6 protein-coding genes are annotated in these 7,297 nt (G+C 40.8%); 5 read left to right on the top strand and 1 reads right to left on the bottom strand.

Annotated elements, in window-relative coordinates:
• Positions 1 to 307: 307 nt before the first annotated feature.
• The gene (locus tag ACE1B6_RS11645) at positions 308 to 1,393 is read right to left on the bottom strand and encodes a hypothetical protein (RefSeq protein ID WP_413257392.1); all 1,086 of its coding nucleotides are present in this window, start codon (positions 1,391 to 1,393) and stop codon (positions 308 to 310) included.
• A gap of 392 nt (positions 1,394 to 1,785) precedes the next feature.
• On the opposite strand from ACE1B6_RS11645, the gene ACE1B6_RS11640 reads away from it, so the two are divergent.
• The 5 genes from ACE1B6_RS11640 to hflX all read left to right on the top strand — a co-directional run bounded on the left by ACE1B6_RS11640 (position 1,786) and on the right by hflX (position 6,597).
• A complete protein-coding gene (locus ACE1B6_RS11640; protein ID WP_413257391.1) occupies positions 1,786 to 2,427 on the top strand; it encodes a helix-turn-helix transcriptional regulator in 642 nt (213 codons plus the stop codon).
• Between the two features lie 100 nt (positions 2,428 to 2,527).
• Positions 2,528 to 3,514 carry a 7,8-didemethyl-8-hydroxy-5-deazariboflavin synthase subunit CofG gene (gene cofG / locus ACE1B6_RS11635; RefSeq protein WP_413257390.1) on the top strand — a complete coding sequence of 329 codons (987 nt, stop codon included), beginning with the start codon at positions 2,528 to 2,530 and terminating at the stop codon, positions 3,512 to 3,514.
• A 26-nt stretch (positions 3,515 to 3,540) separates the two neighbouring features.
• Complete coding sequence (locus ACE1B6_RS11630) at positions 3,541 to 4,215, top strand: tetratricopeptide repeat protein (protein ID WP_413257389.1); 675 nt, start codon at positions 3,541 to 3,543, stop codon at positions 4,213 to 4,215.
• Between the two features lie 159 nt (positions 4,216 to 4,374).
• Positions 4,375 to 4,815, top strand: a complete 441-nt coding sequence (locus tag ACE1B6_RS11625) for a tetratricopeptide repeat protein (protein WP_413257388.1) — start codon at positions 4,375 to 4,377, stop codon at positions 4,813 to 4,815.
• A 54-nt stretch (positions 4,816 to 4,869) separates the two neighbouring features.
• Positions 4,870 to 6,597, top strand: coding sequence for a GTPase HflX (hflX, locus tag ACE1B6_RS11620; RefSeq protein ID WP_459563016.1), 1,728 nt, complete (start codon positions 4,870 to 4,872; stop codon positions 6,595 to 6,597).
• Positions 6,598 to 7,297 lie beyond the last annotated feature (700 nt).

Below are 7,297 nucleotides of genomic sequence, written 5' to 3'. Positions count from 1 at the left end.
AGGCGGTTTTCGGTGGAGGTGATCCAGTTGCAGAACCGTTCCCATACGTTGGCGCTTTCGCGACGTTGAATGGTTGTGGTCATGTTTGGATAATTGCGATGATTTATTTTTCAAGGTTCTGAGCGGTTTGTTTGCCCGCCTAAATATACATTAATAGATTTGTTTCGGTTTGTAAAGTATTTGTTGCGATTAATTTTAATTGTTAAATTTTATAGTAATCATCAAGCCAGCTTATATGAGGCAGAAAGTAAAGAAAGGGAAAGGGTAAAGGTTTCCTTTCCATCCTTGTCCCCTCATCCGGTTGAACTTACTTTTGTCGTGCTGCACTAGGAACAGTTTCCTTTTTCGTGCCTTTTAAGTTAGGCTGAAACTTGAGACTAGAGAGACTTTGGCGCACATTCACAGCCAAAAAGCGATCGACCGGAATATAAATCCGATAAATTGGGCGTTGAGCATCTTGGTAAGTTCTTTGAAATCCCAAAACTCGCCCTAATTCTCCAGAAATCGGATTAATTGCCACACTATATAAATCGCAGAGATTGGGAAAATCAGCTTGCACCTTTACCAAAGTTCTCTGTAAATCTTCCACAAAATTACAGATTGTCTCATACTCCATATAGGGATTATCGATCAGCCAAGCTCTGAGAAAAGCAGAACAGCAATCTTCATCTCCCGGAACAGCCATTTTAAAAGGTTCATTTTGCATATCGGAAGTAAAGAAGCGAGTTTTTCCGGGAGGAAGAAAGAAATTCGCCTCTGATTCCTTGATAGTTGGGTAAATAATTGAAATTCCTACGGGATGCAAATTATCACTCCTTCGCAACACCCGCATTCCGGTAGAATATTGCCTTGCCCAATCCCGTAATGTTTGGGTAATCTGGTGAGGTGTAGCTGTGGCATCTTTTGCCGTTTGTACGTAATAGCGATCGATCAAATTAGCCACCGGAACTGCATCAGTTCTCAAGTTAAAATCATCAATGATTAACTCTACTGATTCTGCTGGCTGTGGTGGATCGAGCAATTCCGACCAAGGGATAATTTGAATGCAAGTAGTGTGACCATCGAATTGTTTTTCAATTAAACCAAGTGCTGCTAATTGATCGATCATCATTCCCGCAGCCCGATCGCCACCCCGGTCTTTTTCACTATAAAATAGTTCCGCTGCCTCCCGGTGAGTACAAGCTACCCATCCTTGCGGCAATTCTAATTTTGTCAAAGGTTGTCCCAAGCGGCGACCTGATTCTTGTAACTGTTTCACCAATAAATAAGCCCACAAGCGAACAAAATACTCAGCCCTTCGCTTAGTAAGTCCACCCCCCCGCTTCACCAACATAGAAACATAACTACGCTGCTGTTCGATCGGAAACCACTTTTCTAGGTATTCTGGGGTCATAATAAGTAAAGTGAATCAGATAATTTTTTACAGAAGCACCCTAAAGGGTGAGGTTTTTCCCGACCACTGGGCCGAAAATTTTTACAGAAGCAACAAGATTGCCTATAAATACCAGGAAACTATATCCCGAAGCAGGGTTATAGTAGCTTCAGTTTTTGCTGTCTTTTTGGCTTTTCCTCAGACCAGTAAAAGCTGATGACTTCTATTTATTAGGTTTTCTGGCTGCCTTTGCCTACAGTTTAACAAAAAAACTTCACCCTACTTCAGCTTAATTCACCTGATTGGAGTTGCTGTGATGTGACTTCTCCAGACTAGTGATCTCCACAGCTTACTCATTGCGTCTTCACTCAACGCAAGGACAGAATGGGCTCAGAGTAAGAGAGAAAGCAATTATGAAAGCTCATTCACTGACTGTTAACCTAGAAACATCTACTGCTGTTCCAGACAAATCAGAAATTAACACTGTCAACAACACATTATTTAATTCTCCTTGGATGGCGTTAGCTGAGTCCTTAAGAGAAGGTATCATGGTAATTTCCCGCCATGTTAAACCTATCTACATGAATCAACAAGCTAAGGAAATTAGTCAAAAATTGTCCGTTGGCGATCGCCATTTAAGCATTTTACCCTTAGAAATTTCCGAAATTTGCTATCGATTAATTAGATATGGTATCGGTAATCAACAATCGATCGTTACCGAATGTGTAACTGCTGAACAACAAACAATTCGCATTCGCGCCAGTTGGGTAAACTTAGGTGCTACTGATGGTAATTTACCTGCTAGTGAAAATCAGCATATTGTGATTTTCTTAGAAGATCGCTGCCAAATTCTGCAAGAAGATTTACAATTTGAGCAACAAAAGTATCAGTTAACCGATCGCGAAATCGAAATCTGGTCGCTGCTACGTCAAGAATACAGCTATCAAGAAATTGCCGAAAAGCTACACATCAGTTTAAACACCGTCAAAACTCATGTCAAAAACATCTATGCCAAAAAACGTTGGCATCAATTAAAAGACAGAGATGAAGAATAAATAAGTGTTTGGCAGTTATGGGAAGGGAAAAATTTTGCCAGTTTCGGGAGTTTAGTTAAAATTAATTAGCTTCCTATAGATCAATTAACAAATCGAATTTATGTCTGCTTCTACTTCCCGCCAAATCACTTACAGTCCTGCTTATACGATCGTCCCTACTTATGAATGTTTTAACCGCTGTACTTATTGTAATTTTCGCACAAATCCGGGTGAAAGTCCTTGGTTAGCTCTCACGGAAGCAGAAAATTTATTAACATCCCTACAAAATACAGGTGTTTGTGAAATTCTCATTCTTAGCGGCGAAGTACATCCCAACTCACCTTTGCGAAAAGCTTGGTTCGATCGCATCTTTGACATCTGTCAACTAGCACTTTCTTTAGGCTTTTTACCTCATACTAACGTTGGGCCATTATCTTTCGCTGAAATGGCACTCTTAAAAAATGTCAATGTTTCAATGGGTTTAATGCTAGAACAATTAACCCCCAGTTTATTAAACACCGTTCACAAAAACGCACCCAGTAAATTACCAGAATTAAGATTAAAACAATTAGAATTTGCCGGAAAGTTTAAAATTCCTTTTACTACTGGTTTGTTGTTGGGTATTGGGGAAAGTTCAGCAGATTGGTGGGAGAGTTTAGAGGCGATCGCCAAACTCCACCAACGTTGGCGACACATTCAAGAAGTAATTCTCCAACCCCACAGTCCCGGTACTCAACAAACTGGACAATTTCCCGCTTTTGATAATCATTTATTACCCGAAATAATCAGTAAAGCTAAAGAAATTTTACCCGCAGAAATCACAATTCAAATTCCTCCCAACTTAGTCCAAGAACCAGAATTATTATTAGCTTGTTTAGATGCAGGTGCGAGAGACTTAGGCGGAATCGGGCCAAAAGATGAAGTAAATCCCGATTATCCTCATCCCCATTATCAGAAATTAACCGAAATATTGCAACCCGCAAATTGGGAATTAGTGCCACGTTTGCCAGTGTATCCGCAGTATGATAAGTGGTTATCTAAGGAATTACGAATTACTGTGAAGCAGTGGCGAAATAGTTTGAAGTTTGCCCGATCAGTTATAATTTGATTAAGGAAGCTAGTCATGGAAAGATTATGACAGAAGGTTTCATAAAGTCAGCCGATTTAGCAGAAGCGATCGCATCGTACAATGAAACTTTGAAAAATAACCCAGATGATGATGTAACCTGGTACGATCGAGCAATGGCGCTACGTGATTTAGGACGCTACGAAGAAGCGATCGCATCCTTCGAGAAAGTTGTGGAACTTCGACCAGAATATGATGCGGCTTGGAATAATTTAGGAGTTGCGTTAACAGATTTAGGAAGATTTACAGAGGCGATCGCATCCTACGATCAAGCTTTGAAAATTGAACCAAATAATGATGCCGTTTGGTACAATCGAGGTTTGGCTTTATTTAATTTAGAACGTTATGAAGAGGCGATTGATTCTTACGATCGAGCTTTAAAATTTAAACCAGACAAAGAAGCAGCTTGGTATAATCGAGGGTTAGCGTTATTTAATTTGGAACTTTATGAAGAAGCGATCGACTCTTACGATCGAGCTTTAATAATTAAACCCGATGATGCCTCATCTTACTACAACAAAGCTCGTTGTTACGCTTTACAAAGTGATGTAATTCGCTCAATAGAAAACCTACAAAAGACAATTGAGCTAAACCCTGAATGGCGAGAACAAGCAAAAACTGACTCGGAATTTGATCGAATTCGCCAGGAAAAGCAATTTCAGTTATTAATTAAAGAATCCTAGCTGAAATTGCCAAAATTACAAAGTTATATTAAGCAATGACGGTAAATAATGATTACAAATACTTAAAAAGGTCGATCGCACCTTGTAATCTCCAATCTTCTATTTGTATAATCAATCCAAGATAAATTCAATACACCAAAATTTTGCTCACAGGTATTTATGACCAGTGAAAACTTTTATAAAGAACAGTTGACAAAGTGCGATCGCTCCTTGCAAACCAACCTAGAAAATAGCCAGCTTTGGTATAACAGAGGAGATGCACTCGCGAACTTAGGTCGCTACCAAGAAGCATTAGCTAGTTTCGACAAAGCCACAGAATTACAACCCCTAAATTGTGCCGCTTGGGTATTTCGGGGAGTCGTGTTAATCCACCTGCATCGTTACGAAGAAGCTCTCAACAGTTGTAACCAAGCATTAGAAATTAAACCCCACGACAGCGAAGCTTGGACATTTCACGGAGCCGCACTATATAATTTAGGTCGCACACAAGAAGCTTACCTGAGTTACGAAAAGGCAATGGGGCGAAAAGAACCATCACCTTGGCGAATTAAGGTATGGCAATTCTTCGGTTTGTTTCAAAAACACAGTTTTCAGTCTTGATTGATTAGAATAGATAAGACCATTTCGCTGCCAGGTTACTGGTAAGGAAGTCCTATAGAAACGATTTACGGAAACCTTCAGGGTCTAAAATCTAGTCAACTTAAGCAGTTAGAACGACTGTATCATCAACGTCTTCCCGGCGATCGGATCACCACGCCTGAATTCGCCCAGCGTTTAGGTGCCATTAGTGCGGAAATTAGTCAACCTGTGTGCGCCTATATTAACCGTCGAGGACAAGTGATTCGCGTTGGCGTGGGAACACCCAGACAAACACAAATTCCGCCATTGGAACTACCCCGCTATGGCGCAGAACGACTCAGTGGTATTCGTTGCATCGCTACGCAACAAAAAACCGATCCACCTAGCGAAGCAGACTTGACAGCAATGGCGATTCAACGCTTAGACGCTTTAGTCAGTCTCACCTTTACCGAAGAAGGATTTGAACGTCGAGGCGGTGGCGCAACTGGGTATGTTCAAGAAACCTATTTAGCCCATCTTATCCCCAACAGTCGGGAAAATACCGATCTGGGCGGTCAATATTTAAATGGACAAGCGGCTTGGACAGTTTCTTCGCCAATGAGTTTAGACTTGTTAAGCAAACAAGACTTTTTGGAATTAGTCGAAAGCTTAGAAGCAGAATTTCAGAGAGAATTTGTTGCTCAACAGGTAGATCTGGATCACGATCGCGTGCTAATAGTAGGTTTGCAGACAGATAACCTCAAAGCACAGGAATTTCAAAACATCCTCGATGAATTGGCAAGGTTAGTCAACACTGCGGGTGGGGAAGTTCTCCAAACTATCAAGCAAAAGCGTTCCCGTTTGCATCCTCAAACTGTTGTCGGAGAAGGTAAAGTCCAAGAAATTGCTCTTACTGCTCAAACATTAGGTGCAAACTTAATTGTATTCGATCGCGACCTCTCCCCCGGACAAGTTCGCAACCTGGAAACTCAAATTGGCGTGCGCGTAGTCGATCGCACTGAAGTAATATTAGATATCTTCGCTCAAAGAGCCCAATCTGGAGCCGGGAAATTACAAGTAGAACTCGCCCAATTAGAATATATGTTGCCTCGACTCACAGGAAGAGGACAAGCAATGTCGCGCTTGGGTGGTGGTATTGGTACTCGTGGTCCAGGGGAAACAAAATTAGAAACCGAACGTCGGGCTATTCAACGGCGCATCGCCCGCTTACAACAAGAAGTTAACCAATTACAAGCACACAGATCTAGACTAAGGCAAAACCGTCAGCATCAAGAAGTTCCCTCAGTAGCTTTAGTTGGTTACACTAACGCTGGTAAATCTACCTTGTTGAATACGCTGACTAATGCCCAAGTTTACACCGCTGACCAACTTTTCGCCACTCTCGATCCTACTACTCGCCGCTTGATGATTCCCAATCCAGAAACAGGGGAACAAATGGCGATCGTCCTCACCGATACAGTAGGATTTATTCACGAACTACCCCCAGCTTTGATGGATGCTTTCCGCGCCACCTTGGAAGAAGTCACCGAAGCAGACGCTTTACTGCATTTAGTAGACCTGTCCCATCCCGCTTGGCAAAGTCAAATTCGTTCCGTAATGGCTATTTTATCAGAAATGCCCATTACTCCCGGCCCTGCCTTAATCGCTTTTAACAAAATTGACCAAGTAGACAGCGACACCCTCGCCTTAGCACAAGAAGAGTTCCCCCAAGCAGTGTTTATTTCTGCTAGCGAACGCTTGGGATTAGAAACATTGCGTCAGCGACTTGCCCAATTAGTTGATTATGCTGTTGTCCATCGTTAGACTTCTTCCATCAATTTAGGATCGAGGGGAAAGGTTAAGGATTGAGGATTTAATGTTCTTTTAACCTACTTTAACTAAAAAAACTTTTGGCTACCAACCTAAGCCGAGACAAATCTGTTTCCTCTTCCCTTTCCCTAGAAAAAGCTAAGTGATTTATCTATCGCATCTTTTAAGTAATAGTAATTAACACCCCGTTCTGATTGCGGGGTTTATTTATATAGCTAAAAATTTCTCTTTTACGCAAGTTTACTTAAAGAAGGTTATTTTCCTAAAAGTAAGCCTTTGGTAATTCTTTACGGACTACTACTAGAAAATTTCTGGTTTTTTGTTTCAGAATGGTCGATCGGACTTTTTGTACAGATAACCCTGCACAAGTCAACCGTAATAACACTGAATTACTTAAGCTTTTTTAATTCTTATGGAAGTAAGTTTGAATTGTGTATTAAGCAAAGTTTCTTAGATAATTGTCGCTATAGAATCAAAACATTGAACGACTGATAATTGATTTCTCAGCTTATATGAAGATATCAAGAAGATCGTTAATTATTGTGGACAAAGCATTTCTGAGTTGTCTAAATTAGATTTGAAAGCAGTAGACTTTATCGGTTAACTGTTAAACAACCAGTAAAAAACTTTTTCCTTAACTCTTAGCTTGGGGTCAATCCCCAAACTAATTACAAAAACTAAACTCGGTCATCAG

The sequence above is a fragment of the Floridaenema fluviatile BLCC-F154 genome, from assembly GCF_041929135.1.
GTDB lineage: Bacteria > Cyanobacteriota > Cyanobacteriia > Cyanobacteriales > Aerosakkonemataceae > Floridanema > Floridanema fluviatile.
This window is presented reverse-complemented; position numbering and strand designations above follow the sequence as displayed.

Excerpts from the sequence above, each read along its gene's own strand:
- ACE1B6_RS11645 (WP_413257392.1), bottom strand. The coding sequence starts at position 1,393 with ATGACCCCAGAATACCTAGAAAAGTGGTTTCCGATCGAACAGCAGCGT.
- cofG (WP_413257390.1), top strand. The coding sequence starts at position 2,528 with ATGTCTGCTTCTACTTCCCGCCAAATCACTTACAGTCCTGCTTATACG.
- ACE1B6_RS11630 (WP_413257389.1), top strand. The coding sequence starts at position 3,541 with ATGACAGAAGGTTTCATAAAGTCAGCCGATTTAGCAGAAGCGATCGCA.
- ACE1B6_RS11640 (WP_413257391.1), top strand. The coding sequence starts at position 1,786 with ATGAAAGCTCATTCACTGACTGTTAACCTAGAAACATCTACTGCTGTT.
- ACE1B6_RS11625 (WP_413257388.1), top strand. The coding sequence starts at position 4,375 with ATGACCAGTGAAAACTTTTATAAAGAACAGTTGACAAAGTGCGATCGC.